The sequence below is a fragment of the Gordonia sp. NPDC003950 genome, assembly GCF_053605205.1.
On record NZ_JBSGIT010000009.1, the window covers coordinates 116,440 to 142,510 of the forward strand.

The 26,071-nt window shown below is 67.1% G+C and carries 21 protein-coding genes; 11 read left to right on the plus strand and 10 right to left on the minus strand.

Features of this window, described 5'->3' with window-relative positions; translation table 11 throughout:
* Positions 1-50: 50 nt before the first annotated feature.
* Positions 51-1,004: a 4-hydroxy-3-methylbut-2-enyl diphosphate reductase gene (locus ACWETB_RS10135; RefSeq protein ID WP_348802678.1), complete on the minus strand. Its 954-nt coding sequence runs from the start codon at positions 1,002-1,004 to the stop codon at positions 51-53.
* A gap of 52 nt (positions 1,005-1,056) precedes the next feature.
* On the opposite strand from ACWETB_RS10135, the gene ACWETB_RS10140 reads away from it, so the two are divergent.
* From ACWETB_RS10140 to ACWETB_RS10150, 3 genes are read left to right on the plus strand one after another with little or no spacing between them, the layout of a single operon-like run.
* Positions 1,057-1,857, plus strand: coding sequence for a lipid droplet-associated protein (locus ACWETB_RS10140; protein WP_449743628.1), 801 nt, complete (start codon positions 1,057-1,059; stop codon positions 1,855-1,857).
* 49 nt (positions 1,858-1,906) lie between these two features.
* The gene (gene xseA / locus ACWETB_RS10145) at positions 1,907-3,160 is read left to right on the plus strand and encodes an exodeoxyribonuclease VII large subunit (RefSeq protein ID WP_449743627.1); all 1,254 of its coding nucleotides are present in this window, start codon (positions 1,907-1,909) and stop codon (positions 3,158-3,160) included.
* On the plus strand, positions 3,157-3,435 hold the full coding sequence (locus ACWETB_RS10150; protein ID WP_449743626.1) for an exodeoxyribonuclease VII small subunit: 279 nt from the start codon (positions 3,157-3,159) through the stop codon (positions 3,433-3,435). Before xseA ends, ACWETB_RS10150 begins: the two co-directional genes overlap by 4 nt.
* A gap of 53 nt (positions 3,436-3,488) precedes the next feature.
* Here the strand turns inward: ACWETB_RS10150 and ACWETB_RS10155 are convergent, their stop codons facing one another.
* The gene (locus tag ACWETB_RS10155; RefSeq protein WP_452210990.1) at positions 3,489-5,057 is read right to left on the minus strand and encodes an FMN-binding glutamate synthase family protein; all 1,569 of its coding nucleotides are present in this window, start codon (positions 5,055-5,057) and stop codon (positions 3,489-3,491) included.
* Between the two features lie 150 nt (positions 5,058-5,207).
* Entirely contained in the window at positions 5,208-5,789 is a 582-nt protein-coding gene (locus ACWETB_RS10160; protein WP_348802683.1) for a DUF4245 domain-containing protein, read from the minus strand.
* A gap of 157 nt (positions 5,790-5,946) precedes the next feature.
* Between ACWETB_RS10160 and glpX the strand changes: the two genes are divergently transcribed.
* Entirely contained in the window at positions 5,947-6,942 is a 996-nt protein-coding gene (glpX, locus tag ACWETB_RS10165; protein WP_449743625.1) for a class II fructose-bisphosphatase, read from the plus strand.
* 116 nt (positions 6,943-7,058) lie between these two features.
* Positions 7,059-7,712, plus strand: coding sequence for a YoaK family protein (locus tag ACWETB_RS10170; RefSeq protein WP_449743624.1), 654 nt, complete (start codon positions 7,059-7,061; stop codon positions 7,710-7,712).
* 51 nt (positions 7,713-7,763) lie between these two features.
* Here ACWETB_RS10170 and ACWETB_RS10175 read toward each other — a convergent pair whose 3' ends face one another.
* Genes ACWETB_RS10175 through ACWETB_RS10185 form a run of 3 tightly spaced genes read right to left on the minus strand, consistent with a single transcriptional unit; the run spans position 7,764 to position 12,926 of the window.
* Positions 7,764-9,206 carry a wax ester/triacylglycerol synthase domain-containing protein gene (locus ACWETB_RS10175; protein ID WP_452210926.1) on the minus strand — a complete coding sequence of 481 codons (1,443 nt, stop codon included), beginning with the start codon at positions 9,204-9,206 and terminating at the stop codon, positions 7,764-7,766.
* 1 nt (position 9,207) lies between these two features.
* Positions 9,208-10,689 (minus strand): HAD-IB family hydrolase, encoded by a 1,482-nt coding sequence (locus tag ACWETB_RS10180; protein WP_449743622.1) that lies wholly within the window; start codon positions 10,687-10,689, stop codon positions 9,208-9,210.
* A complete protein-coding gene (locus tag ACWETB_RS10185) occupies positions 10,686-12,926 on the minus strand; it encodes a glycerol-3-phosphate 1-O-acyltransferase (RefSeq protein ID WP_452210929.1) in 2,241 nt (746 codons plus the stop codon). Before ACWETB_RS10185 ends, ACWETB_RS10180 begins: the two co-directional genes overlap by 4 nt.
* A 154-nt stretch (positions 12,927-13,080) precedes the next feature.
* Between ACWETB_RS10185 and ACWETB_RS10190 the strand changes: the two genes are divergently transcribed.
* From ACWETB_RS10190 to ACWETB_RS10200, 3 genes are all read left to right on the plus strand, one after another.
* The gene (locus ACWETB_RS10190; RefSeq protein WP_449743620.1) at positions 13,081-14,781 is read left to right on the plus strand and encodes a fumarate hydratase; all 1,701 of its coding nucleotides are present in this window, start codon (positions 13,081-13,083) and stop codon (positions 14,779-14,781) included.
* Positions 14,782-15,264: 483 nt separating this feature from the next.
* Positions 15,265-16,680 carry a class II fumarate hydratase gene (locus ACWETB_RS10195; RefSeq protein WP_348802694.1) on the plus strand — a complete coding sequence of 472 codons (1,416 nt, stop codon included), beginning with the start codon at positions 15,265-15,267 and terminating at the stop codon, positions 16,678-16,680.
* Positions 16,681-16,935: 255 nt separating this feature from the next.
* The gene (locus ACWETB_RS10200) at positions 16,936-17,622 is read left to right on the plus strand and encodes a PIG-L deacetylase family protein (protein WP_348802695.1); all 687 of its coding nucleotides are present in this window, start codon (positions 16,936-16,938) and stop codon (positions 17,620-17,622) included.
* A gap of 78 nt (positions 17,623-17,700) precedes the next feature.
* On the opposite strand, the gene ACWETB_RS10205 is transcribed toward ACWETB_RS10200, so the two are convergent.
* The gene (locus tag ACWETB_RS10205; protein ID WP_348802696.1) at positions 17,701-18,663 is read right to left on the minus strand and encodes a L,D-transpeptidase family protein; all 963 of its coding nucleotides are present in this window, start codon (positions 18,661-18,663) and stop codon (positions 17,701-17,703) included.
* A 198-nt stretch (positions 18,664-18,861) separates the two neighbouring features.
* Between ACWETB_RS10205 and ACWETB_RS10210 the strand changes: the two genes are divergently transcribed.
* The 3 genes from ACWETB_RS10210 (at position 18,862) to ACWETB_RS10220 (ending at position 22,831) form a co-directional block, all read left to right on the plus strand.
* Positions 18,862-19,821, plus strand: a complete 960-nt coding sequence (locus ACWETB_RS10210; RefSeq protein ID WP_348802697.1) for a phosphotriesterase family protein — start codon at positions 18,862-18,864, stop codon at positions 19,819-19,821.
* A gap of 109 nt (positions 19,822-19,930) precedes the next feature.
* A complete protein-coding gene (locus ACWETB_RS10215) occupies positions 19,931-21,433 on the plus strand; it encodes a class I adenylate-forming enzyme family protein (protein WP_348808585.1) in 1,503 nt (500 codons plus the stop codon).
* Positions 21,434-21,580: 147 nt separating this feature from the next.
* Positions 21,581-22,831 carry an MCE family protein gene (locus ACWETB_RS10220; RefSeq protein WP_449743616.1) on the plus strand — a complete coding sequence of 417 codons (1,251 nt, stop codon included), beginning with the start codon at positions 21,581-21,583 and terminating at the stop codon, positions 22,829-22,831.
* Here ACWETB_RS10220 and ACWETB_RS10225 read toward each other — a convergent pair whose 3' ends face one another.
* From ACWETB_RS10225 to ACWETB_RS10235, 3 genes are all read right to left on the minus strand, one after another.
* Positions 22,832-23,542 carry a TetR/AcrR family transcriptional regulator gene (locus ACWETB_RS10225; RefSeq protein ID WP_348808586.1) on the minus strand — a complete coding sequence of 237 codons (711 nt, stop codon included), beginning with the start codon at positions 23,540-23,542 and terminating at the stop codon, positions 22,832-22,834.
* 119 nt (positions 23,543-23,661) lie between these two features.
* Positions 23,662-24,711, minus strand: a complete 1,050-nt coding sequence (locus tag ACWETB_RS10230) for a phosphotransferase family protein (protein ID WP_425476171.1) — start codon at positions 24,709-24,711, stop codon at positions 23,662-23,664.
* 31 nt (positions 24,712-24,742) lie between these two features.
* Complete coding sequence (locus tag ACWETB_RS10235) at positions 24,743-26,050, minus strand: acyl-CoA dehydrogenase family protein (protein WP_348808588.1); 1,308 nt, start codon at positions 26,048-26,050, stop codon at positions 24,743-24,745.
* Between the last annotated feature and the right edge of the window lie 21 nt (positions 26,051-26,071).

The window sequence follows — 26,071 nt, forward strand, 5'->3', positions numbered from 1 at the left end:
TGCGTGCAGATGGGAGTTGAGCATGCAGATGGCCGAGCTGGTCAGGGAGGTCAGCGCGCCGTCCGCGCCGGCCGCAGCTCCCGCGGCAACGCGAAGGTGAGGGTCTCCTCGGCGGTGGTGACCTTCTCCACGGAGTCGAATCCGTACTCGGACAGGAAGTCGATGACGCCGCGCACCAGCACCTCGGGCACCGACGCCCCGGAGGTGATGCCGACGGTGCTGACACCCTCGAGCCACGACGGATCGATCTCGCGGGCGTAGTCGACCAGATACGACGCGGCCGCCCCGTTCTGCAGGGCCACCTCCACCAAACGCACCGAGTTCGACGAGTTCTTCGACCCGACCACGATCACCAGGTCGCACTGCGGGGCCATCGCCTTCACCGCGACCTGGCGATTCTGGGTGGCGTAGCAGATGTCGTCGCTCGGCGGGTCATTGAGTTCCGGGAAACGTTCGCGCAGGCGCCGGACGGTTTCCATCGTCTCGTCCACCGACAGCGTGGTCTGCGACAGCCAGATCACCTTGGACTCGTCACGCACGGTCACCTTGTCCACCGCGTCGGGGCCGTCGACGAGCTGGATGTGCTCGGGTGCCTCACCGGCGGTGCCCTCGACCTCCTCGTGGCCCTCGTGACCGATGAGCAGGATGTCGTAATCGTCGCGGGCGAATCGCTTGGCCTCCTGGTGCACCTTCGTGACCAGCGGACATGTCGCGTCGATGGTCTTCAGGTTGCGCACCGCGGCGGTGCGGTGGACCTCCGGGGACACACCGTGCGCGGAGAACACGACGATCGCCCCCTCGGGCACCTCGTCGGTCTCCCCGACGAAGATCGCGCCGCGTTCGGCCAGCGTGTCGACGACGTGCCGGTTGTGCACGATCTCTTTGCGGACGTAGACGGGAGCCCCGTGTTTGTCGAGGGCACGCTCGACGGTCTCCACGGCCCGGTCGACGCCGGCACAGTACCCCCGCGGTTCGGCGAGCAGGACGCGCTTGGGTTCAGACATGCCTCCCAGGGTACGTGTTGGCCGCCACGAGCGAAGATGGCAGAGTGAACCCATGGTTCGCGCACCTTATCCGGCCCGTATCGCCGCAGGTCTCGTCGTCACCGCGATCGAGGAGACGCGCAAGCTCCCCACTCTGCTCGTCACCTTGCCGATGACCGCGGTCAGCGAAACCCTGCAGTTCGCGATGCGCGCACAGCAGGGCATCGCCGAACTCGCCATCAAGGGTGACACCGCGCTCGAGTTCCTCTTCGACCATCCCGACGAGCAACCGTCGTGGGCCCGCTTCGACGACGACGAGATCGACGTCACCGAGTCGGTCGTGCCGATCGAGTCGGGCCGCAAGGGCGGCGCCACCGACAAGTCGACGTCGGCGGCGGCCACACCGGCCCCGGTGAAGAAGGCGGCCGCGAAGAAGGCACCCGCCACCAAGGCCCCTGAACCAAAGACGCCGGCGAAGAAGGCCCCGGCGGCCAAGAAAACTCCGGCGGCCGCGAAGACTCCGGCCAAGAAGGCATCCGCTCCGGCCCCTGCGCCCGAATCCGAGGCACCCCGCGCCGACGCCGGCCGGTTCGCGCTCTACAGCTCCGCGCCCAAGGAGGTCATCGACTCGGCCCACGACTCCGAGGCGGACGCCGAGTCGCCGGCATCCGGCGACGTCCCCGAAGTCGTCGAGTACACCGACTACGACACCCTCACCCTGGCCCAGCTGCGCGCTAAGCTCCGCACCGTCGGCGTCGACGACCTCACCGCGCTGCTGGCGTATGAGAAGAGCACCCGCAACCGCGCACCGTTCATCACGATGATCGACAACCGGATCACCGCCGCCGAGAACAAGCGCTCCACCTCCTCGTGACGGGGCGCGTCACCTTTCCGGGGGCTGTGACCGTCGCACCGGGGACACCGTGACCGCCGGGGCCAACACCGCCGACAATCCCTGGCCGGTCCGCACGGTCAACACCAAGATCGCCGACTGGGTTCATCGTCTCGGCCAGATCTGGGTGGAAGGCCAGATCACCCAGATCAGCCGACGCCCGGGCACCCGCACATCCTTTCTGACACTGCGGGATCCGGCCGCCGACATCTCCATCTCGGTGACCTGCAGCCCCGATCTGCTCGCCCGCTCCGAGGTGCCGCTGACCGAGGGCGCGCACGTGGTGATGCTCGGACGCCCCAGCTACTACACCGGCCGTGGCACGATCTCGTTGCGGGTCAGCGACATTCGCCCCATCGGCATCGGGCAACTGTTGCTGCGGATCGAACGGCTGCGGCAGCTCCTGGCCGCCGAGGGCCTGTTCGACACCCGGATGAAACGCCGACTACCCTTCCTGCCCCGCACCATCGGCCTGATCTCCGGGCGGGCGAGCGCCGCGCAGCACGACGTCGTCACGGTCGCGTCAACCCGTTGGGCGGCAGTGCGTTTCGACGTGCGGGACGCTCCGGTCCAAGGGCCGACCGCGGTACCGCGGATCATCGCCCACCTCAACGACCTCGATGCACACCCCGACATCGACGTCATCATCATCGCCCGCGGCGGCGGCAGCGTCGAAGACCTGTTGCCGTTCTCCGACGAGACCCTGCTGCGCGCGGTGGCCGCCTGTACCACCCCGGTGGTCAGTGCCATCGGCCACGAACCCGACACGCCCCTGCTCGATCTCGTCGCCGACCTGCGCGCGGCCACTCCAACCGACGCCGCCAAACGTGTGGTCCCCGACGTCGAGGCCGAACTGGCCGGCATCACCGCGCTGCGGCGGCGCAGTGCGCACGCCCTGCGCAACTGGGTGCATCGGGAGGATCGGGTGATTTCCGGACTGCGCGCGAGACCTGTTCTCGCCGATCCATTCTCGATGATCGACCGGCACGTCGAGGGCGTCGAGCGGGCCCGCTCCGACATCCGGCGTGACGTGCTGCGCCTCATCGACACCCAGGAGCGCCGCACCGAGGCCCTCGCGGCCCGGCTGGCCACCCTCGGGCCGGCCCAGACCCTCGCCCGCGGATATGCCGTCGTGCAACGCACCGACGTCGATCCGCCGCAGGTCCTCGACTCCGTCGACGGCGTCGTCGCCGGGACCGCGCTGCGCATCCGCGTGGCCGACGGTTCCCTGCACGCGCACGTCGATCAGCCCGCACATCCCGATCATCAGGAGCCCGATCAGTGAGTCCGCAACGGAGCCAGAAAGATTCATCCGAACCCGCCGCCGTCCCGGTCGAGCAACTCGGCTACGAGCAGGCCCGTGACGAACTCGTTGAGGTGGTGACCACCCTCGAACGCGGCGGCCTCGATCTCGATGCGTCACTGGCCCTGTGGGAACGCGGTGAGGCCCTCGCCGACCGCTGCGAGGCACACCTCGCCGGTGCCCGCGACCGCATCGAGGCAGTGCTCAACGACGGCGAGGACGATGGTGACGACGACGAGGACGATCTCGATGACTGACCAGCGCGCCGTCGGGATCTGACCGGGATCTGACCGTGATGTACCGGCCCCGATCAGCCCACCGGCCGGAACGAATCCGGGTCGGCGCGGGAGAAGTCCTCGACCCACGATTCCGGCGGATCACACAGCAGCACACCGTCGTCGAGCCACTCGTAGATCTCGGCATAGGACCGCTGTTCGGTGGCCGAGAGCCGTTTGCGCAGCAGGTGCGGGCCGAGGCGGGCCGGATCGTCGATACCCATCGAAGCCATCAGCCGCATCGCCTGCGCCACCGTCGCATTGTGATAGCGGTAGACGCGTTCACTCTTGTCGGCGACGTCCAGCGCCCGCGCCCGCCGCGGATCCTGGGTGGCCACTCCCACCGGGCAGTGATTGGTGTGGCAGCGCTGCGACTGGATGCAGCCGACCGCCATCATCATCGCGCGGGCGGCGTTGGTGAAATCGGCCCCCTGGATGAGGCGTTTGACGATGTCGTTGCCGGAGGCCACCTTGGCGCTCGCCCCGATCCGGATTCGGTCCCGCAGACCACATCCGACCAGGGCGTTGTGCATCGTCATCAGTCCGTCGGTCAGCGGCAGACCGACGTGATCCTCGAATTCCAGCGGCGCCGCCGCGGTGCCGCCCTCGGCGCCGTCGATCACAATGAAGTCCGGGGTGATCTGCTCCTCCACCATCGCCTTGCACATCGCCAGCACATCCACCCGGGAACCCACACACAGCTTGAACCCCACCGGTTTACCGTCGGCCAGTTCCCGCAGCCGTCCGATGAAGGTGACGAGTTCACGCGGGGTGGAGAACGCCGAATGCGCGGGCGGACTCACACACTTCTGCCCCACCGGCACACCTCGATACCGCGCGATCTCCTCGGTGACCTTCGACCCGGGCAGCACGCCACCGATGCCCGGCTTCGCGCCCTGACTCAGCTTGACCAGGATCCCCTTGACTTGTTCGGTGGCGGCCTTCTCGGCGAAGGTGTCCGGATCGAAATGACCGTCGGCGGTGCGGGTTCCGAAGTAGCCCGAGCCGATCTCCCAGATGACGTCGGCACCGGTCAGGTGATACGGCGTCAACCCACCCTCGCCGGTGTCGTGGGCGAAACCGCCCTTCCTGGCCCCCTCGTTCAGCGCCCGCAACGCATTCGACGACAGCGCACCGAAACTCATCGCCGAGACATTGAGCAGCGACATGTCGTACGGGCGGGTGCAGTCGGGTCCGCCGATCCGCACCCGGAACGGCTCGGGCGGCGCCACCAGCGGTGCGGCCGAGTGGACGAGGTATTCGTAACCCTCGGCGTCGATGTCGCGTTCGGTGCCGAAGGACAATTCCGACGCGGTGCCCTTGGCCCGCTCGTAAATCAGGGAGCGGACGTCACGATCGAAGGGGCGACCGTCGAAGTTCCGCTCGATGAAGTACTGCTGGATCTCCGGACGCAGCATCTCCAGCAGGAATCTCACATGTCCGAGCACCGGATAGTTCCGCAGGATCGAGTGCTTGCGCTGGAGCAGATCGTAGATGCCGAGGACAGCGAGCGGCGTCAGGATCGCCGCCGGGATGATCCACACCCAGGAGCCGATCACGGCACCGACGATGCAGACCACCGCGGCCACCACCAGCGCGCCCATCCGCAGTCGTAACACCCCGACACCCTACTTTCCGACCACATGGCACGACTTCTTTCCGACCACATGTCACGACGCCACGTCGGCAACGCCATCCGACATGAGATCACGACGGCCGGGGAGTGTCTGCCCAACCGCGCGTGGAACCCGGGTTCAGCCCCGACCGGGCAGGGGTTGCTGCGCGAGAACCGCCGCGGCCATCTTCTCCATGTCGTCGGCGGACCCGGTCGACATCACCGCGATGCGCACATTCCCCAGATCGGTGATCCAGATGTTGTTGCCGTCGTAAGTGGAATAGAGCACCCAGCGATGGCCACCGATCTCGCGGGTACCGGTACCGGAGGCCACCTCGTCGTCGTCGCCACCCCCGGCGAGATGGGTGACGAGGGTGTCCTCCGAGGCGTCGGTCTGGGTCAGCTGCACGTAGTTACCCGACGGGGTCAGCCATCCCACATTGCTCAGCACATGTCCCGAGGCGTTCTCGCGGCTACCGGAGCTGGGTTTCCAGCCGTCCGGGTCGGCGGGCCGCCGGATCGGGAACGGCATCGTCTGCGAATCGGCAAGCAGTGCGCCCTGCACGTCGAACGGTGCGCGCCGGTCGTCCTTGGCGGTCCCGGTCAGTCCGACCGAGCAGTTGCCGGAGACCATGGCGACGAACGCGCAGATCACCAGCAGCGGAATGATCGACCAGATCATGTCCTTGCCGCTGGTCAGATAGCGCGGTTTGGAGGCCATGAGGCCAGTATTGCAGTCGGCCTCGCGCCGACCCCAATCGTGTGATCGCAGGCACGCACACCCCCCGCGCCCAAAGGGCGACCCGCCGACGCGCGGGCGGCGTGACATGCGAGGATGGACGGTGAGCCGCAACGCCGCACGCCGAGGAGTCGAAGACATGAGCGCATCCACCCACCAGGCACCCGACCGCAACTTGGCGATGGAGTTGGTGCGAGTCACCGAGGCGGCCGCGCTCGCGGCCGGTCGCTGGGTGGGTCGCGGCGACAAGAAGGGCGGCGACGGTGCCGCCGTGGATGCCATGCGCGAACTGCTGTCGACGGTGTCGATGCGCGGTGTGGTCGTGATCGGTGAGGGCGAGAAGGACGAGGCCCCGATGCTGTTCAACGGCGAAGAGGTCGGCGACGGCGACGGCCCCGACTGCGACGTCGCGGTCGACCCGATCGACGGCACCACGCTGATGGCCGAGGGCCGCCCCAACTCGATCGCGGTGATCGCGGTCAGCGAGCGCGGCTCCATGTACGATCCGTCGGCCGTCTTCTACATGGACAAGATCGCGGTGGGCCCGGAGGCCAAGGGCGCGATCAACATCGACGAGTCGGTGCAGTGGAACATCAACTCGGTCGCCAAGGCCAAGGGCATCGACGTCGCCGACCTGACCGTGGTCGTCCTCGACCGTCCCCGCCACGCCGACCTGATCGGCGAGATCCGTCAGGCCGGCGCCAAGATCCGCCTGATCTCCGACGGCGACGTCGCCGGATCGATCGCCGCGGCCGGCGACTACAGCACCGTCGACATGCTGATGGGTGTCGGCGGCACCCCGGAGGGCATCATCACCGCCGTCGCGATGAAGTGCATGGGTGGCGAGATCCAGGGCAAGCTGTGGCCGCGTAACGAGGAGGAGCGCAAAAAAGCCCTCGACGCCGGCCACGACCTCGACCGGGTCCTCACCAACGACATCCTGGTCAGCGGCGAGAACTCCTTCTTCTGCGCCACCGGCGTCACCAACGGTGACATGCTGCGCGGCGTCACCTACCGTCCTGGCGGTGCCACCACCCGCTCGCTTGTGATGCGCTCGAAGTCCGGCACCATCCGCCGGATCGAGGCCGTGCACAAGACCTCCAAGCTGCGCGAGTACGCCCGCCTCGACATCTAGGGCGCCGATCTCCTGACACCTCGCCCGGTCCCCCACGAGGGGGCCGGGCGAATGTCGTATGGACACACGCGCATTCACCGATTCTCCGACCTATCTCGGCTGATACCCTCACACCCGTGTCGGACACAGCCGCAGCCACGCCGGGGCGAGCGCCGTCCGAACGCGCGCTGGCACTGACGTTGCTGGCCGTGGCCGGATTTCTCGACGCCATCGCGTTCACCGCCCTCAGCGGAATCTTCGTCGCCTTCATGTCCGGCAACACCACCATTCTCGGGCAATCGGTCGCCTACCGGCATTGGCACACCCTCGCCATCTGCGCGGCGCTGATCGCCGGTTTCTTCGCCGGGAACGTTCTCGGCAATGTGATCACCCGGTGGGCCGGTCCGCGCAGGCATCTGCTCCAGATGTCGGCGACGGCCGCATGGGTGGCGATCGGGACCGTGATCACCATCGCGGCGTCACCGGAGGTGGGCCTGCCGGTGGTCGCGATCGGCAGCGGGCTGATCAACACCGCCCTGTCGCGATCCACCGATGTGCATGTGGGGCTGACCTACGTCACCGGGACCCTGGTCAAGGCCGCGCACCAGTTGGTGTACGGCATCAGGACCGACAACGCCTGGCAGTGGACCGCCACCGTGGCGACCTGGTTCGTCTTCGCCTGCGGTGCGATGGCCGGCGGGTTCGGCTATCGCTGGCTCGGAGTGACGTCGATGTGGATCGCGGTGGCCGTGCTGGTGATCGCCACGCTTCTGCCGCACCGCGGCGACTGACCAGACGTGGTGGGCTGATCACACGGCGACCGACCCCGCCGCGATGTCGCCTTAGACGACCCGACGCATCACGCCCGGGGTGGCATCGGCACCGTCGGGGCCCTCGGTCACCAGACCCAGCACCTCGTCGAAACCGGCGACGACGGATTCGGCGAACAGTTCCGGATCGGTTACCGCCGCGGCGTCGAAATTCAGTCCCAGGCACGCGATCTGATTATGGGTGATCAACGTGGCCATCACCGCGCACCCCGGCAGCGGCCCGAACGGGAAGAGCCGCTCCACCTTTGCACCGGCGACGTAGGTGTCCCACGGGATTCCGGGGACGTTGCTGGCCTGCAGGTCGTTCTGGCTCGTCGCGCCACTGAACTGTCCCAGCAGCCGGCCGGGCATCCAGGCGAGCACCGACCCCAGGGTGTTGAAGATGTCGACGGCGGGTTCGCTCTTGGCGGCCCGCACCTGCTCCCGAATGGTCAGCACCCGCTCGAAGGGATCGGCGATGTCCATCGGGCCGGCCAGCCGTCCGACGGCGATACGGTTGCTGCCCTCGGGATCCTCGGGTCGCCGCACCGAGATCGGGATGGCCACCGGTATCGGGGCGAGTGCGGCACCGCTCTTCTCGTGATAGATCCGGAATCCGCCGATGAGCCCGCCGAGGTAGATGTCGTTGATCGAGGCCCGCACCGCGCGGGCCGCGGCCTGCATGTCCGCGAACGGCACCTCGAACGCGGCGAACCGCCACGACACGCTGCGCGCCGATAGCAGCGGCGATCCCGGCGGCGAGACCATCCCGGCCACGCGTGGTACCGAACGCCCGTACCGCAGAACCGAACTGAGCGCATGACCCGGGTCCCGCAGGGCGGCCACACCGCGCAGCGCCAGCGAGGCACGATGCGGTATCCGGGCCACTTCCTCGCCGATCTGTCGCCGCAGCACATCGAGCGCCGAGATGGATGTCGGCATCGGGGCGGGCGGCTGCGGTTTACCCGGGATCGGGTCACGTGACGTCGAATGCAGTTGCGCTAGAACGAGAATCGCTCCGAGTCCGTCGGTGAGCGCGTGGTGCGCCTTGAGGAAGTAGGCGCACTTGCCGCCGGCGAGTCCCTCGATCAGGTAGCCCTCCCACGGCGGCCGTGCCGGATCGAGCGCCGTCATCGCGAGTTGTTCACAGGTGGACAGCAATTCGCGCATCGAACCGTCGCCGACGAGTGCGATCCGGCGCACGTGATAGTGCAGGTCGAATTCCGCGTCGACCGCCCAACTCGGTGTTCCGGTGGCCAATGGCGACTCGATGACGCGTTGCCGGAATCGGGGCGCCATCCGGCTTCCCCAGTCGTGCGCCGCGAGCAACCGGTCCCAATCCGGTACGCGATCATAGATTTCCAGCATGGAGATGGTGCCCCGCAGTTTGCGGTCGGCATCGCCGCGCCACATCAGGGCGTCGACCGGGCTCATATGCGGTTCGGTCCCCCACGAAAGGGGTGCGTCCTCGCTCATCTCACGCCTCCATCGTGCGGGTCATCCGGCCGTCCTCGAACGATTCGACGGGCCACTGGGCCAGCGTGGACACGAACATCTGACGCACCTCCTCGGCATGTTCTCCGACGGCCTCGGTGGTCCAGGTCGAGGTGTCCACCGGCGGCAGCACCTTCACCTCGACGGTGCCCGGCGAGATGAGTTGCGCACCGCGCCACATCAATTCGCCCACGTTGCGCAGCACGATGGGCACCACCGGCACACCCGCCTGCATGGCGATGTGGAAGGGACCCTTCTTGAACGGCCCGATCCGCGGGGTCGCCGAGCGCGTGCCCTCCGGCGCCACCACCAGTGATGCACCGCCGTCGCGTAGTTTGCGCACGGCGGGTTCGAGTTGGTCGATGGCGCGTCCGGCATCGGCACGGTCGATGAACACCAGCCCCGCCGAGTCGAGGATCTGCCCGAAGACCGGCAGGTCCCCCACTTCCTTCTTCGCCACCCCGGTCGCGTCACGCCGCACCAGGTGGACGATGACGGCCAGGTCGAGCTTCGACTGATGATTGAAGACGAACACACACGGCCGCGACGAGGTGAGGTACCGACCACCTTCGAGGACGCTGACATCGATGCCGGCGAGGGCCAGTCCGACGTCGGTGCCCATCGCCACCGCGGTCTGCATGGCCGTCTCCGATCCGACGCCGGGCACCAGTCCGGCGGCGAAACCCGCTGCGGCAGAAACGAGGAACGAGCCGTAGCAGGCGCCGGTCCGCGCTGCCATCGCCCATCGGTTGTGTGACGGGTTGCGCAGGTCGAGAATCGGCCAGCCGCGGGCGCTCGCCACCGCACGCAGTGTGCGGCGCGGCGACACCGCGGCCGGATGCCCCACGCTCTCCAGGTAGGGGATGTCCTCGTTGCCGTCGCTGTAGGCGAACGAGGCGTCGAGGTCCATGTCGTGTTCCCGCGCGAGGGCGCGTACCGCGGCGGCCTTGCCCGGTCCCCACAGCGGTCGGCCGATCACCGCTCCGGTGACGATGCCGTCGACCACCTCGACGTCGGTGGCCAGGGCGTGATCGGCGCCGATCTCGCGCGCGATCGGTTCGATCTGGAACCGGGTCGCCGACGACGCGATCACGATGCGATGCCCGCGTTCCCGATGCGCCCGCAGGATCTGCCACATCTGCGGCCGGAGTTTGGCGGCGGTGTCCTGCCGGAAGAGCCGCTCCCCCATGGCCAGCAGCTCGGTGTACGGTTTGCCGGCGAAGGTCGGTTTGGTGGCCTCGAGCACCTCGGCGTAATCCTGTTCGGATTCCACTCCGCGCAGTCCGATGAGAGCGAAGTCGGCGACCTCACCGAGCCCGAACTCGAGGCTGCGGATACGTTCCCCGAAGATCGCGGTGGCCGAGAATCCCTCGATCAGGGTGCCGTCGTAGTCGAAGAAGGCACCGATGTGTTTGCCGCGTGGCGACGACCGGATCGCCTCGAGCCGCCGGGTGAACGCACTCACGACAGTGCCTCCTCCTGGGCGACCTCGATGGCCGCGATGCGCGCGAGGCGATCACGCATCTGCTCGACCTCGGCCAACCACGCGGTCCGCCCGCTCACCACGTCGACGCCGTCGCCACCTGAGATCAGCCGCCGGTTCTCCGCCAGCCGGTAGGCCGCGTCGTACAGTTCGGTCGACACCGAGTCCTGGCTGCGCACAACACCTTGCAGCGCGAGTTGACGTCCCAGCCCGAGTCCGTCGGCGATCACCTGCTCCTTGGCGACGGCGGCCGCCCCACCGGCGACCAGCAACTGCGCCACCACCAACTGGGCGTCGAAGAACGGTTGCAGGGTCCGCCGCGCGAACAGCGCTCCCGACGTGGACAACAGCGTGTTGTGGAACCACTCCGCCGACGGGGTGACGGTCCGCCATTCCGGCGCGATCAGGTCCACCTCGCCGCCGAGCCGATGCAGGAACTCGGTCTTGGTGGGAAAGAAGAATTCGAACTTCAGCAGGTCACGGACCCGCAGTGCCTCCTCCTGCGCGGCGGCCAGCATCGTTTCGTGCTCGTGATCGTGGCCGAGGTCGCCGTCGAGGGCGGCCAGCAACGCCACCTCGACGATCGCCCGGTCCACGAAGTGATGCAGCGCCCCGTTGCGGTAGTAGGCCGCGATCGCGTGGCTGTTCGGGGCGATCGACCACACCGTGTCGGGCCCGCCGGTGAAGCATTGGAGGACCTTGGCGGTTTCCAGTTCCCGCAGGGTCGTCTGCAGACCGAGTCCGCGGCACAATGACGGGTCGGGGCCGGGCAGTCCGCGGGCTTCGATGTAGTCGAGCAGGGGCGCGAGGATCGTCTCGACCTCGGCGACGGTATAGGCGCGATCGCCGGCACCGAGCAGCGCGAATCCCGCGAGCGACGTCGCCGAGATCGGGGTGACCGCGTTGATCTCGTCCATCACCGTGAACGCGACCTTCTCCAGCCCGGCCGGGTCGTCGGCGACCTTGTCGATCGCCTCCCGCAACGAGAACGGTTCGCCGAAGCGCACCCGCGCCTCACCCATGTAGGTGCGTTGAGCCTTGGCGTACTTCAGCAGCCAGGTGACGCTCTCGGGCTTCTTGGTCCCGCCGGCCGATTCGCGGGCGATCGCCCCGATCTCGTGGAGCTGGTCGTAGACGATCGACGTCGGGACCACCATCATGTCGGCGTTCTCGAGGTTGGCGACGGCGTCGACCACATAGGACAGCAGGCCCAGCTTCGGTGGGCGCAGCTTGCCGGTGCGACTGCGGCCGCCCTCGATGTACCACTCGAGGTTGAAGCGTTTCTCCACGATGAACGAGAGATACGAGCGCATCGCGAACTTGTACACCGGGTCGCCACCGAAGCGGCGGCGGATGAAGATCACCCCCGCGCGCCGCGCGATCGGGGCCAGCGGCCACAGCGCCAGGTTGCTGCCCCCCAACACCAGATTCGGTGGGAAGTCATGGGAGCGAAGGATTTCCGACAGCACCAGGGTGTCGACGTAAGAGCGATGCGACGGCAGGAAGATCAACCCGTGGGTCTTGTTGAGGGTCCGTAGTCGCCCCAGGGTGTCGAGGTCGGCCGACACCGTCCAGGTGCGCTCGTAGAGGGCGCGGAACGTCGAGGAGAAGACGTCGTCCATCAACCGCGACTGGGTCGCCACGAAGGTCGACATCTTGTCGGTGGCCTCGGCCACCACCGCAGCCGCCGGACGCCCGAGTTCGGCCGCCAGCTTCGCCGCGTTGGTGCGGAACCGTGCCGACGACCCGATCTGTTCGGCGACCAGCCGTGGCACCTTGTAGCGGTCACCCACCAGCTGCCGTTCGGCGCGTTCGGCCGACAGAGATGCCTGCAACGCAACGTAACTCGCGAACGACTCCCCTTCGGCCGACGCCGATGCGTGCCGGGTGCGCAGATCGTCGACCGTGGCCGCCTCACCGGCCACCACCCGCAGCCGGTCCGGTGCCCGGTTGCGGATGGCCGACTGCCGAAAGGCCATCGGACGCCGAGGGTTCGACAACGCCAGGACATCGGCCATCGACACCCGCCGCTCACCGCGACGAACCGGCGGGAGCCACACGGCCCGTGCGGGTATCAACGAGGTGTCGGGGTCGAGGCCGTCCGGGTCGACCTCACCGAGGGTGCGCAGCGTCGCCTCGGGGTGGGTGGCCGCAGCCCACTCGGCCACCGCCTCGCGCTCACACGACGTTCGAACCTCCGCCAACACAATTGCCGGCACCTGCACCACCCGCCTTCCTCCCCGCCATCACTGATGATGAGGCCACAATAGCCATCACATGTTATCTGTGGCACACAGATCCCTGCCTCCGCCGGTCGGAACGGGCCCAGCGGGCGCCCATCACGACGCTGACCGGCCACGATAGAATCCGGGGGTGAGCAAACCAGCCCTTGCTCCGGAGTTCCGCTATGCCGACTTGCTGCCCTCCGGCGCCGACGAGACCCCCTACCGCCTGATCACCACCGAGGGGGTGTCCACCGTCGACGTCGACGGCCACCGCTTCCTCAAGGTCGCCCCCGAGGCATTGCAGAGGCTGACCGCCGAGGCGATGCACGACATCAGCCACTATCTGCGTCCCGCGCACCTCGCCCAGTTGCGCAAGATCATCGACGACCCGGAGGCGTCGGGCAACGACCGCTTCGTCGCGCTCGATCTGCTCAAGAACGTCAACATCTCCGCCGGTGGAGTGCTGCCGATGTGCCAGGACACCGGCACCGCGATCGTGATGGGCAAGAAGTCCGAGGGCGTACTGACCGGCGCCGATGACGCGCAATGGATTTCGCGCGGGGTATATGACGCCTACACCAAACTCAACCTGCGCTACTCCCAGCTGGCCCCGCTGACCACCTACGAGGAGAAGAACACCGGAACCAACCTGCCGGCGCAGGTGGAGATCTACGCCACCGAGCAGGGACCGAAGGGCCCGGAGTACAAGTTCCTGTTCATGGCCAAGGGCGGCGGCTCGGCCAACAAGTCCTTTCTCTTCCAGGAGACCAAGGCCATCCTGAATCCCAAGCGGCTCTTGGAGTTTCTCGACGAGAAGATCCGCTCACTCGGGACCGCGGCCTGCCCGCCGTATCACCTCGCCGTCGTCATCGGCGGCACCTCGGCGGAATTCGCACTCAAGACCGCGAAGTACGCCTCCGCGCACTACCTCGACACCCTGCCCACCTCGGGTTCGATGTCCGCACACGGCTTCCGTGACCTCGAACTCGAGGAGGAGGTGTTCAAGCTGACCCAGTCCTTCGGTATCGGAGCACAATTCGGCGGTAAGTACTTCTGCCACGACGTCCGCGTCGTTCGCCTGCCGCGGCACGGCGCGTCGTGCCCCGTCGCCATCGCGGTCTCCTGCTCGGCCGACCGTCAGGCGCTCGGCAAGATCACCGCCGACGGCGTCTTCCTCGAGCAACTCGAAACCGATCCCGCCCACTACATGCCCGATGCCGGGGTCACCGAGGACATCGAGGGCGGTGAGGTCGTCGCGATCGACCTGAACCGGCCGATGCCGGAGATCCTCGCCGAATTGTCGAAGTATCCGGTCAAGACCCGTCTGTCGCTGACCGGTCCGCTCGTCGTCGCCCGCGACATCGCGCACGCCAAGATCAAGGAACGTCTCGACGCCGGCGAACCGATGCCGGACTATCTGCGCGATCATCCGGTCTACTACGCGGGCCCGGCCAAGACCCCCGAGGGCATGGCGTCGGGCTCCTTCGGGCCGACCACCGCGGGCCGGATGGACTCCTACGTCGAACAGTTCCAGGCGGCCGGCGGCTCGATGGTGATGCTGGCCAAGGGCAATCGCTCCAAGCAGGTCACCAACGCCTGCGCCGCCCACGGCGGGTTCTACCTCGGCTCGATCGGCGGACCCGCCGCACGCCTGGCCCTGGACTGCATCAAGAGCCAGGAGGTCATCGAATACCCCGAGTTGGGGATGGAGGCCGTCTGGAAGATCGAGGTCGAGGACTTCCCCGCCTTCATCGTCGTCGACGACAAGGGCAACGACTTCTTCACCGATCCCGGTGGCGCCGTGACGGTTCCGCTGGGCGGAGTGCGGATCCGGTCCCGGGAACGCTGAACCCCGGGAACGCTGAACCCCGGGAATGCTGAAGACGGTGCCGTAGATCGGTGCCAGTACAAGTGACACCTGCGTACGGCACCGGCGCTCGGCAACCGGATCGCCGCGGCGCAGGATAGCGTGAAGCGACGTCGTCCCATCCGAGGAAAGAAGCCCGAACCGAGCCCGTCGTCGTTCCTCACACGCGTCACCTCCCGGTGGGGCAGCACACAAAGGCGTCAGCCCGGAGACATCGCGGACGGTGACGGAGGAACTCTCCACGGCCGACTCGCTGTCGACCCGGTTGGAGATCGAATACGACATCCGCGAGCGGACGACGCCACGTCAGGCGTCTCGGCATTGGGCATCTCCTATCTGCTGGGCGATCTACTGTTGTGACCAACAACCCGTTGTGACGAGCGGGTGGAGTTGGTCCTGCAGACGCTGAGTACCGTGGACCAAGGACACCCTTATCTCCCCGACGAAGCCGGAGGCATTGCAACCATGGCCGAGCAGCACCCCGCCGAACAGCAGTACCGCATCGAGCACGACACGATGGGCGAGGTCAAGGTGCCCGTCGACGCGCTGTGGCGGGCGCAGACACAACGCGCGGTGGAAAACTTCCCCATCAGCCACCGGCCGCTCGAACGCACCCAGATCCGGGCGATGGGCTTGCTGAAGGCGGCATGCGCGCAGGTCAACAAAGATCTGGGGTTGCTCGACGCCACCAAGGCCGACGCGATCATCGCCGCGGCCAAGGAGATCGCCGACGGCAAACATGACGACCAGTTCCCGATCGACGTGTTTCAGACCGGTTCGGGTACCAGCTCCAACATGAACACCAACGAGGTGATCGCCTCGATCGCGAAGGCCGCCGGCGTCGAAGTCCATCCCAACGACCACGTCAACATGTCTCAGTCGTCCAACGACACCTTCCCCACCGCCACCCATGTGGCCGCCACCGAGGCGGTGGTCAGCGACCTGATTCCGGCGCTGGATCATCTGCGGCTCGCCCTGTTGGCGAAGTCGGAGGAGTGGCGCGAGGTGGTCAAGAGTGGCCGCACCCACCTGATGGATGCGGTGCCGGTGACCCTCGGCCAGGAATTCGGCGGGTACGCACGACAGGTCGAGGCCGGCATGGAGCGTCTCACCGCGACCCTGCCGCGCGTCGGTGAACTGCCGATCGGCGGGACCGCCGTGGGTACCGGCCTCAATGCGCCCGCCGGATTCGGCACCAAGGTCGTCGCCGAACTCCGCAATCTCACCGACGTCGACGCCCTCGCGCTGGCGAAGGACAACTTCGAGGCGCAGGCCGCGCGTGACGGCCTCGTCGAGTTGTCCGGTCAGCTCAAGACGGTGGCGGTGTCGTTGACCAAGATCGCCAACGATGTCCGCTGGATGGGCTCCGGTCCGCTGACCGGCCTCGGCGAGATCCATCTGCCGGACCTGCAGCCCGGCAGCTCGATCATGCCCGGCAAGGTGAATCCGGTTCTGCCCGAGGCGGTGACGCAGGTCGCGGCACAGGTCATCGGCAACGACGCCGCGGTCACCTGGGGCGGCGGCAACGGCGCCTTCGAACTCAACGTCTACATCCCGATGATGGCCCGCAACGTGCTCGAGTCACTGAAGCTGCTCGCCAACGTCTCCCGGATCTTCGCCGATCGGTGCATCAGCGGACTCACCGCAAACACCGAGCATCTCAAAACCCTGGCCGAGAGTTCGCCGTCGATCGTGACACCACTGAACAGCGCGATCGGCTATGAGGAAGCGGCCGCGGTCGCCAAGCAGGCCCTCAAGGAGCACAAGACGATTCGGCAGACGGTCATCGATCGCGGACTGATCGGTGAGAATCTCAGCGAGGCCGAACTCGACAAGCGCCTCGACGTGCTCAAGATGGCCAATCTGGATCGGGAGCGCTGACCCGACCCCGAGCCCGACGAGGCGTGGGGGCGCCCGGATGGGGCGCCCCCCGGTCCTCGGCCCGGCTCGAACGGGCTACCACCCTCACCAACTGCGGGCGCCGTCATCCGGTGGCCACGGCGCCTTGGGCGAGGCCGAAACGAGAGTAGCGGACCGGCCGCGCGCGGTTTCGAGCGGTTTTCGTGGCGGTGCTCCTCATCGGGGGCATCGCTCATCGGGGGCATCACGGTGGGTGGCCCGCTGTAAGGTCGGTCCATGTCCACCCTCTCCGATTTTCCCGAGGACTGGCACACCGCACTGGTGCTCGTCGCCCATCCCGACGACCCCGAGTACGGGATCGCCGCCGCCGTACGCCGATGGACCGACGAGGGCAAGCACGTCGTCTACGCGCTCGCCTCGAGCGGCGAAAAGGGGATCGCCGGAATGGATCCCGCCGAGGCCGGCCCGCTCCGCGAGAATGAACAACGAATCTCGGCGGCGATCGTCGGGGTCGACGAGGTCGAATTCTGGGGGTACCCCGACAGCGACATCCGCAACAGCGCGACCCTGCGCGCGACCATCGCCGACGCCATCCGCCGTATTCGTCCCGACCTCATCGTGTCGCTCTACGGCGGCACGCACTGGGCCCCCGATGCACCCAATCAGCCCGACCACATCGAGTTCTCGGCCGCGGTCCGCGAGGCATTCTCGGCGTTGGAGCAGGCCGATCGACCGCGGTGGTTGTTCGAGAACGGACCTGATGCCACGCACGCCGTCCCGGTGAGCGCTACCGACATCGACTCCGCGATCCGGGCTCTGGCGGCCCACCGCGTCTATCTGGAAGTCCTCGATCCCGACACGCCGGTCGCCGAGCAGGCCCGCGCACAGGTCGATCAGATGACCGCCGCCCGACCGGACTACGACGGCCGCCGCGCGGTGGGATTCGCAGCGAAGCTGTTGTGACACAGTGCGATACACGCAGCGACGCCGCCGATCATCACGATCGACGGCGTCACCTCGTCACCGATGAGTCTGTGTGCGTTATCCACCCGCTCCCAGCAGCGCCGGCAGCAGTCCGACGAGCTGACCGAGCAACTGGGTCAACGCATTCGAGCCGAGGTCACTGGTACCGGGGGTGGTGGTACCCGGAGTCGTCGTTCCCGGAGTGGTCGTACCCGGAGTCGTCGTACCCGGCGTGGTCACCGCGGGCGCGGTGCCGGTCGGTGCTCCCTGGTTCACGCCGATGGTGATCTTGGGACGTTTGGCCGGGTCGAGCCAGACGAGGATGTTGCGCAGCACCTCCTTGTCGATGGCCACACATCCCATCGTCGGTTCGCCGGTGCTGGCGTGCAGGAAGATCGCCGACGCCTTGCCCGGGATACGCTGCGGGTTGGACGCGATGTTCACCGCGTAGTCGTAGGCCGCGCCGGAGTTGTACAGGTTCTCACTGTCACCGCCGGGGCTCTGCACCTGGCGTACGTGGGTGTTGTAGGTCGGCGACTTCATGTCCGAGTCCCACCAGTCCTGGGTGTCGGTCTTGAAGTACGGCATTTTGGTGCCCGGGTTGGCCAGTCGCCCGAAGGCCTGATCCAGGGCGAAGGTGCCCTCCGGCGTCCGGTAGACATTGTCGGCCGCCTGACCCATTCCGAGTTCGCCGAGGTAGGCCTTCGTCGGCCCGAAGACCGGCTTCCACGTTCCGCTCGCATCCTTCTCGAACGCGGTGAGTGTGCCGGTCTCGTCGCTCGCATTCGGAGCGGTGACCACGATCATCTGGCTGGTGTCACCGGAGGTCGCGCCGTCGCCGGAACCACTACCCGACAACGTGTTCAGAATCCCGTCGACCTCGGGGATACCGGTCTGCGGAATGCTGATCCCCCCGGGCAGCGTGGCACCGGCACCCGGCGTCGTCGTGGGTGTCGTGGTTTCCGGTGCGGCGACCGCGTGGCCGGCTCCACCGGCGAGCGCGGCGAACAGCGCAATCACCAGTAGTCCCAAAAACCTCATTCGCCTCATCAGTAACTTCTGCACCACACCAGTGTGACAAAAGGCAAGAGGCGTTGAGTCTCGCGATGGTCACGGTGCGGCATGAATCCGATCACCCATGCCCTTGAACTTGAACTCACACTCAATTACGCTGGCCTGACCGTGACGCAGACCACGTTCGGACGTCGCGGGGATACCGCTCGCAGCGAAGGGAAGCGCATGTCCGCCGTCAACACCGTCACCGGCACCATCGACTCGGCCGATCTCGGCCGCACGCTGATCCACGAACACGTCTTCGTGCTCGGTGAGGAGTTCCGCGAGAACTACCAGTACGACTGGGACGAGGAGCAGAAGATCGCCGAGGCCGTGCGTGACCTCACCGAACTCAAGTCCCTCGGCATCGACACGATCTTCGATCCGACCGTGCTCGGCCTCGGCCGCTACATCCCCCGCATCCAGCGCATCGCCGAACAGATCGACCTCAACATCGTCGTCGCCACCGGCGTCTACACCTACAACGACGTCCCGTTCCAGTTCCACTACACCGGCCCGGGCCTGCTTTTCGACGTCGACGAGCCGCTGGTCACCTACTTCGTCACCGACCTGACCAAGGGAATCGCCGACACCGGCGTCCGCGCCGCCTTCCTGAAATGCGCCATCGAGGAACCCGGCCTGACGCCCGGCGTCGAACGCGTCATGCGGGCCGTCGGGCAGGCCAGTGTGCAGACCGGTGCGCCGATCACCGTGCACACCAACCCGCACACCGAGTCGGGCCTGGTCGCCCAACGCGTCCTCGCCGAGGAGGGCGCCGACCTCACCAAGGTGGTCATCGGCCACTCCGGCGACAGCACCGACCTCGACTATCTGATGAAGATCGCCGACGCCGGGTCGATTCTCGGGATGGACCGGTTCGGCCTCGACGTCCTGCTGCCCTTCGACGACCGCATCAACACCATCGTCGAGCTCGTCAAGCGCGGCTACGCCGACCGCATCGGCCTCGCCCACGACGCATCCTGCTTCATCGACTGGTTCGACCCGGAGGACAAGCGGAAAGTGGTGCCCAAGTGGAACTTCCGGCACATCAGTGAGGACGTGCTACCGGCATTGCGCGAACGCGGTGTCACCGACGAACAGATCACCACCATGCTCGTCGACGTCCCACGCCGCTACTTCGAATGAGCCACGCGATCACCCACTCCCCGACCCCACCCGATGAAGGAACATCCCTGATGGCCAACCCCGTTGCCGCACGGTCTCACCGGCCACACCCTCGAGAAGGAGAGCACTGATGGCCAACCCCGTTGCCGCACTGTGGCGCGGCGCCGAGCACCACCCCGACCGCATCGCGGTGCGCAGCGGGGCACGCACCCTCACCTACGCCGAACTGGTCGATCACATCGCGTGTGCAGCAGCCGATTTCCGAAGCAGAGGCGTCACCCCCGGCGACCGCGTCCTGCTCATCGCTCCGACGATCCCGGAGTTCGCCATCACCTACTATGCCCTGCACACCGTCGGCGCCACCGTCATCACCGTGAATGTGATGTCCACGGCACCCGAGATCGAGTATGTGACAACCGATTCCGGGACCTCGATGATCGTGGCGTGGCAGGACTGCGCCGACGCCGCCCGCCGGGTCGCCGACTCGGCTGGCCTGCCGCTCGTCGTGGTCGAACCCTGTGAGAACACCGACACCGACACCGACCGGGTGAGCACCTATGTGGACCGGGATGACAACAGCACGGCGGTCATCCTCTACACCTCCGGCACCACCGGCCGACCCAAGGGTGCGCAGCTCAGTGTCGCGAACGTCGATGCCGCACCACAGGCCTTCCGCCCCGCCCTGCGACTGGGCGAACAGGAACGCTGGGCCACCGCCCTCCCACTGTTCCACTGCTTCGGTCAGGTGGTCGTCATGCACGGCGCACTCACCTGGGGCGGCACTCTGTCGCTGCTGAGCCCGTTCTCGCCGCGCGAGTTCATGGATCGCCTGCGCGACGAGCAGATCACCATCGCGTGCGGGGTGCCGACGATGTGGAATGCCATGCTGCACGTCACCACCGGCTACCGCCCGGACGACTTCACGCATCTGCGGCTCGCCTGCTCGGGTGGAGCGTCGTTGCCCGGCGAGGTGATCCGCGCCTTCGAGGAGCGCTTCGGTTGTTCCATCCTCGAGGGTTACGGACTCACCGAGACCGCGGGTACCGCAACGTTCCGCAACCTGGACGGACCGGCCAAGGTCGGCACGGTCGGTACCGCCCTACCCGGATTCCGCATCGAGGTGCGCGACCCCGAGGGCCGGGTGGTGCCCGACGGCCAGGTCGGTGAGATCGTCATCTCCGGCCCGACCGTGATGACCGGCTACTGGAACCGACCCGAGGCCACCGCGGCCGACCTCGTCGACGGCTGGCTCAAGACCGGCGATCTCGGATCGATGGACGCCGACGGCGACGTCCGAATCGTCGACCGCGCCAAGGACCTGATCATCCGGGGTGGGTACAACGTCTATCCCCGCGAGGTCGAGGAGGTGCTCTACGAACACCCGGATATCGTCGAGGTGGCCGTGATCGGCGTTCCCGACGATCATTACGGCGAGGAGATCGCGGCGGTGATCGCGCCGCGTCCGGGCACCGAGATCGACATCGAGGCGTTGCGTTCCTGGGCCAAGGAACGGCTGTCGGCGTACAAGGTGCCGCGGATCATCCACTGTGTGGACGCGCTGCCGAAGGGCGCGACCGGCAAGATCCTGAAACGGGCCATCGACCGGGATCCCCTGAGCGCCACGGTGAGGTGACGCGCCACAGCGATCGGTGAGTGTGGCCGCCGCTACTGTGCGAGTCGGTGCGCGGCCACATCACCGAGCCCTTCCCCACCGAACTGACCGACGAGTAGGGTTACCGAGTCCCGGTCGGGGACAGGAAGGGTCGGGTCCCCGCGGCACATGCCACCTCTCAGTCGTCTTGCGCGCCTCCAGATTGCGGCGATTCTCATCATCGGGCTCGCCGTGAGCGTGTTCGCCGGAATCCGGTATGTGCATCTCAATCGACTGGCCGGCATCGGGGTCTACACCGTCACCGCGTCGCTCCCGGACTCCGGTGGCATCTTCACCAACGCCGAGGTGACCTACCTCGGCGTACCGGTCGGGCGGGTGGGTGACCTGCGGTTGACCGCCGACGGCGTCGACGTGGAGATGATCCTCGACTCCTCGGCCCCACAGGTCCCCGCATCGTCGGTGGCGTTGGTGGCCAACCGTTCGGCCATCGGCGAGCAGTACATCGATCTGCAACCCGCCGCGATCGACGGCGAATATCTCACCGATGGGGCGTCGGTCACGCGATCGTCGGTACCGCCTCGCCTCGAGGATGTGGTGTCGTCGGCGATCGATCTCACCTCGTCGATCCCGCTCGATGACCTGCACACCGTGATCACCGAGCTGGGTACGGCCTTCGCCGGGCAACACGAGAACCTCCCGCGACTGGTCGATTCGCTGTCGGCGCTGGCCGCCGCCGGTGCCGACAATCTGCCGCAGACCATCGGGCTGATCCGTGACGCCGACGTCGCGCTGGCCACCCAGGAGGATCAGGCCGACGCGATTCTCACGTGGTCACGCGGACTCGACGTCGTCACCGCGACCCTGGCGACCGCCGATCCCGACCTGCGGCGACTGTTGACGACCGGTTCGGCCTCGGCCACCGAGATCTCTGCCCTCGTGCAGAACAACGGTGATGACCTCGCGACCGTGGTCCGTCAGCTCGCCGACACCGCAGGCACCATCGAACCGGCCACCTACACCACGGCGACCACCTTTTCACTGCTGTCGCTGTTGTCCGGCGGTGCCCACTCCCCTGCCCCCGGGGATGGTCAGATCCACTTCGGCATCGTGCTCGAGACCAACAATCCGCCGGCATGCACCCGGGGATACGAGAGCACGCAGCGGATGATCGACGAGTTGACACGCAAGAACCCGCAGTTCGACATCCGCTACGACGATTTCCCGTTCAACACCGATGCCCATTGCGATGTGCCGCTGGGCAATCCGACGGGAGTGCGAGGCGCCGCCCGCACCGTCTACGCCGATCCCGACACCGCACAGCCGTGGGATGCCACCCCCAAGAAGGACCCGGACAAGCTCAACCTCACTCCGCTGGCGCAACAACTGGCGACACTGATGGGTGTGCGCCCCGTCCGATGATCACCGCGTGTCGGGATGATTCAGCCCGATCGCATTGGCCCACAGCCGGGTTGCGGTGAATACGAGCTGATCCATGTCGGCGCCGCCCGTGTCCGGACCGCCCGTGTCCGGGTCGACTCCGACGGCGAACGCCTGATAGGCCATTCGAGAAACCATGCCCGAGAGCGCACTTGCCGCCGCGAGCGGATCGAGGTCGGGGTCGGCCAGGCCGCGCTCCTGGAGTTCGGCGACGTGCCGTGCATTGCGCAGGGCGAAGACCTGTCCACGCGCACGGCGCTTCTCGCGGAACTCGGGAATGTTGGCCGACACCTGCTCGAGCACCAGCCGCAGTTTCGCATTGCGCTTGTACGCCTCGAAGTAGGCGCGGTTGGCCGCCTCGAGAACCGCGATCGGATCGTCCTGCTGTCCCGGCTCGACGTGCGGATAGCCTGGATGCAGCATGTCCTCGTGTGCAAGGGCCAGCACCGCGTCGAGGATCTCTTCCTTGCTGTCGAAGTAGGTGTAGAAGGTGCCGGTCGAACACTTCGCCTCGGCGGTGATGTCGGTCAGCCGCGCATCCGAGAAGCCGTCGCGTTCAAAGATCCGGCGGGCCGCCGCGATCAGCGCCGACCGGGTCCGCTCACCGCGGGCGGTGACGGGCGGTGCCTTGTCGGCCTGCGTCACCGCCAGCGGCGGCAGCGGATCGCGATCAGTGGTCTCGCGTGCGGTCATGACGTCATCATCTCAGGCCCGAGGCCGAATTCACATTCATGACCGTCCCTTCTCATCCAGGTCTGCCCGTGTCGTCACAGCCGATGTCGTCGCAGCCGGTGTCGTGACAGCCGGTGTCGTCACAGCCCGGCGGCGTCGGCGACCGTTGTCGCCTTGGCGACGAGTCCGTCGATCACCGCCGTGGTCGGTACACCTGCCGCGGCGCGGTTACCGGGATTGTCCTGCGCGCGCCGGAGTACGCCTTCGGCGATGATGGCCACCTTCCACAATCCGAGCGCATGCCAGAATCGCAGGGCCTGGGCGTCGCGGCCGGTGCGCTCGAGGTAGGAGGCCGCCAATCGGTCTCGGTCCGGGAAGCCGTCGAGCAGTTCTACCGGCGCGGCGCTGAGCGGCGCCTCCCCGGGTGCCGGCCAGTACGCAAGGGTGCTGCCGATGTCGGCGAGCGGATCACCGAGGGTGGACAGTTCCCAGTCGAGTGCCGCGCGGACGTGCCCATCGCCCGGGTCGACCATGACGTTGCGAATATGGAAGTCGCCGTGCACCAATCGGGTTTCGCGTTGTTCGGGAACGTTCGCCGACAGCCGCGCGGTCAGCGCGTCGAGTTCGGGGACCTCCCGCGTCTTCGACTTCTCCCACTGTGCACTCCACCGCTTCAGTTGCCGTGCGGCATAGGGTTTGTGACCGGCCAGATCCGACAGGCCCACCGTGTCGATGTCGACGGCATGGATCTTCGCCAGCGTGACCACCATCGACTCGCCGACGGCGGACCGCGTTGCCGGCGACAGCGCCGTCGCCTTGTCCATCGAGTCCAGGACGACGCCGTCGACGAACTCCATCACCACCAGCGGTACCGGGGCGACGGCCGCGTCGTCGCACACTCCGAGGATGCCGGGCACCGGAACGTCGGTGGTGGACAAGGCCGACAGTATCCGTGCCTCGCGGACCACGTCATGGGCCGACGCGAGCAGATTGCCCACCGGCGGCCGACGCAGCACCCACTTCGCGCCGGCCTCGTCGGCGAGCAGGTAGGTCAGATTCGACTGGCCGAAACCGACTCGCGTGCATGTCGATTCACCCTGCGGTTCGACCCCGATGCCACCGAGCCAGGCGACCAGGGCGGCGGCGTCGACCTCCGGGATGACCGCCAGCCCCGAGGCCGGCGCACTCACGTCACTCACTGTGATTCCTTCCCGACGGTGCTCAGTACCGCGCCGAGAGCGCGTCGTCGGACACCCCGGCCACCGTCTCGGGCACCGTGGCCGCGTCCCGGTAGCTGCGGAGTTCGCGACGGGCGATGGCCCGCTTGTGCACCTCGTCCGGTCCGTCGGCCAGACGCAGGGTGCGGATGTGCGCGTAGGCCATGGCGAGCGGGAAGTCGTCGGTGACGCCCCCACCGCCGTGCACCTGGATGGCCCGGTCGATGATCTTGAGCGCCATGCTCGGTGCGGCGACCTTGATGGCGGCGATCTCGGTGGCCGCGGCCTTGTTGCCGACGGTGTCCATCATGTAGGCGGCCTTGAGCGTGAGCAGACGCACCATCTCGATGTCGATGCGCGCCTCGGCAATCCAATCCTGGATGTTGGCACGGTCGGCGATCGGACGACCGAAGGTGGTGCGTTCGGTGGCGCGCTTGCACATCAGTTCCAGGGCCCGTTCGGCCATGCCGATGGTCCGCATGCAGTGATGGATGCGGCCCGGACCCAGTCGTGCCTGCGCGATGGCAAATCCCTCGCCTTCGCCCTTGAGCACGTCGGTCGCCGGCACCCGGACACTGTCGAAGATCAACTCGCCGTGACTTTCCCGGTCGACGTAGCCGAAGACCGGCAGGTTGCGCACGATGGTGAGTCCGGGGGCATCCGATGGCACGACCATCATCGACTGCTGCCGGTGCGTCGGGGCACTCGGGTCGGTCTTGCCCATCACGATGAGCACCTTGCAGTCCGGGCGAACGGCGTTGGAGGCGAACCACTTCCGGCCGTTGAGTACGTACTCGTCGCCGTCGCGGACCATCTGCAGTTCGATGTTGGTGGCATCCGAGCTCGCCACCGCGGGCTCGGTCATGGCGAACGCCGATGCGATCTCGCCGTCGAGGAGGGGCTGCAGGTACTTCTTCTTGTGCTCGTCGGTGCCGAAGAGGGTGAGCACCTCCATGTTCCCGGTGTCGGGGGCGTTGCAGTTGAACACCTCCGACGCCCAGCCGACCCGGCCCATGATCTCGGCGAGGTGCGCGTACTCCAGATTGCTCAGCCCCGGCCCCTGTTCCGCGTGCGGATGGCCGTCATGATCGTTCCCGCTCGCACCGCTCCCGGCGAACCAGAGATTCCACAGGCCTTCGGCCTTTGCCTTCTGCTTCAGCTCGATCAGAATATCCGGTGTCGCATGGGGATTCGACGACTCGCGCATCTGCTGTTCATAGACCGCCTCGTTCGGATAGACGTAGGCGTCCATGAAGGCGAGCAGCTTCTGCCGGTACTCCTCGGCGCGCGGTGAGGGCTCGAACAAGGTCATTGTTCCTCCTGATAGAAAAAA

Bases quoted from the DNA above. Each gene is read 5' to 3' on its own strand.
- ACWETB_RS10160 (WP_348802683.1), bottom strand. From the start codon at position 5,789: ATGGCCTCCAAACCGCGCTATCTGACCAGCGGCAAGGACATGATCTGG.
- ACWETB_RS10205 (WP_348802696.1), bottom strand. From the start codon at position 18,663: ATGAGGTTTTTGGGACTACTGGTGATTGCGCTGTTCGCCGCGCTCGCC.
- ACWETB_RS10210 (WP_348802697.1), top strand. From the start codon at position 18,862: ATGTCCGCCGTCAACACCGTCACCGGCACCATCGACTCGGCCGATCTC.
- ACWETB_RS10135 (WP_348802678.1), bottom strand. From the start codon at position 1,004: ATGTCTGAACCCAAGCGCGTCCTGCTCGCCGAACCGCGGGGGTACTGT.
- ACWETB_RS10155 (WP_452210990.1), bottom strand. From the start codon at position 5,057: ATGGGCGCGCTGGTGGTGGCCGCGGTGGTCTGCATCGTCGGTGCCGTG.
- ACWETB_RS10200 (WP_348802695.1), top strand. From the start codon at position 16,936: ATGTCCACCCTCTCCGATTTTCCCGAGGACTGGCACACCGCACTGGTG.
- ACWETB_RS10195 (WP_348802694.1), top strand. From the start codon at position 15,265: ATGGCCGAGCAGCACCCCGCCGAACAGCAGTACCGCATCGAGCACGAC.
- ACWETB_RS10140 (WP_449743628.1), top strand. From the start codon at position 1,057: ATGGTTCGCGCACCTTATCCGGCCCGTATCGCCGCAGGTCTCGTCGTC.
- ACWETB_RS10220 (WP_449743616.1), top strand. From the start codon at position 21,581: ATGCCACCTCTCAGTCGTCTTGCGCGCCTCCAGATTGCGGCGATTCTC.
- ACWETB_RS10225 (WP_348808586.1), bottom strand. From the start codon at position 23,542: ATGACCGCACGCGAGACCACTGATCGCGATCCGCTGCCGCCGCTGGCG.
- ACWETB_RS10175 (WP_452210926.1), bottom strand. From the start codon at position 9,206: ATGAGCGAGGACGCACCCCTTTCGTGGGGGACCGAACCGCATATGAGC.
- ACWETB_RS10215 (WP_348808585.1), top strand. From the start codon at position 19,931: ATGGCCAACCCCGTTGCCGCACTGTGGCGCGGCGCCGAGCACCACCCC.
- ACWETB_RS10235 (WP_348808588.1), bottom strand. From the start codon at position 26,050: ATGACCTTGTTCGAGCCCTCACCGCGCGCCGAGGAGTACCGGCAGAAG.
- glpX (WP_449743625.1), top strand. From the start codon at position 5,947: ATGAGCGCATCCACCCACCAGGCACCCGACCGCAACTTGGCGATGGAG.